This is a genomic window from Pseudomonas sp. BE134 (genome assembly GCF_031456105.1).
Classification (GTDB): domain Bacteria; phylum Pseudomonadota; class Gammaproteobacteria; order Pseudomonadales; family Pseudomonadaceae; genus Aquipseudomonas.
Genome location: NZ_JAVDUA010000073.1, coordinates 1 through 1,098 on the forward strand (window position 1 = coordinate 1; position 1,098 = coordinate 1,098).

General features: G+C 60.7%; 1 protein-coding gene. It reads right to left on the bottom strand.

Annotation, left to right across the window (positions count from 1 at the left end):
* On the bottom strand, nucleotides 1-716 hold a 716-nt coding region (locus tag J2Y56_RS28370), incomplete at its 3' end, for a reverse transcriptase domain-containing protein (RefSeq protein WP_310354126.1).
* Between the last annotated feature and the right edge of the window lie 382 nt (nucleotides 717-1,098).

The following is a 1,098-nucleotide window of genomic DNA, read 5'->3' on the forward strand; positions in this document are numbered from 1 at the left end:
AGTGGGCCGCCTTGCGGCGTCCCTCGTTCACTGGCTACCACTACACCGTCGATCAACGTCCCGCTGTTCAGATAGGCCCGGACCAGACGCAGGACGTCTCGGTCGATTACCTTCCTGCTCAGTCGGGCGATCAACAGGTCATGATCAACGCGATCGAAGAACTGCTCCAGATCGACGTCCACCACAATGTCCCGCCCCGAGTGAATGTATTGCTGCGCCGCCAGTACCGCTTGGTGAGCGCTGCGACCGGGACGAAAACCATAGCTATGATCACTGAATCCCGGGTCCAACAGAGGCTGCAAAACCTGTAAAAGCGCCTGTTGGATCAGTCTGTCCGTCACCGTCGGAATGCCCAGCTTGCGCTCGCCACCCTCCGGCTTGGGGATCAGAACTCTGCGCACCGGGCTTGGCCGGTACGTCCCCGCCAGCAACTGCGCCCGTATCACGGGCCAGGCCGTTTTCAGATGCTTGACCGTCTCATCGATCCCAAGACCGTCGACGCCCGCAGCACCTTTATTCGATCGAACTCGCTTGAGCGCCAGTTGCAGGTTCTCTCTTGTCAGGACTTCTTGCAGAAGCCCTGACCCCATGCGATTCAGGTCATGGCGCGGACAACCAGCTTCATCGCTGGACGCTTCGCGCCGGGTTTCACCCGTCGCAGCTGCGTCCCGCCCCGGTTTCCCGGGCATCTGATGCAAGGCCTGTTGTATCGCCATGGTGAACCTCACTCCTTCTCGTTTGGCCCTTCGCTGCAACGCAGCTACTACGGCCTCTGCTGACTTCTCGCTCCGGCTTGCGCCGTCGCCCTTTCAGGCATGAGGCGAGATCTCCCCAGGTAAGAACGCCATCCTTCACCGCACAACCGCCGCATTTACGTCCCCGGCACTTTGGCCACAAGAGCTTCGCAGTCACTTGGCTGCTCGCCCTGACCGGTGACGCCTCAGATGCGGTTCGTGTACCTCGGCTCGCGGTTTACGCTCCACGCTTCCTTCCCACACTCGGTCACCCTCATGCAGTTGCGCTTCGCTTCATTCGCTGTGGCCAGCTCAAGAGAGGACTTTCACCTCTAGGATGGCGCCCATGCTGGGCGCACAAGTG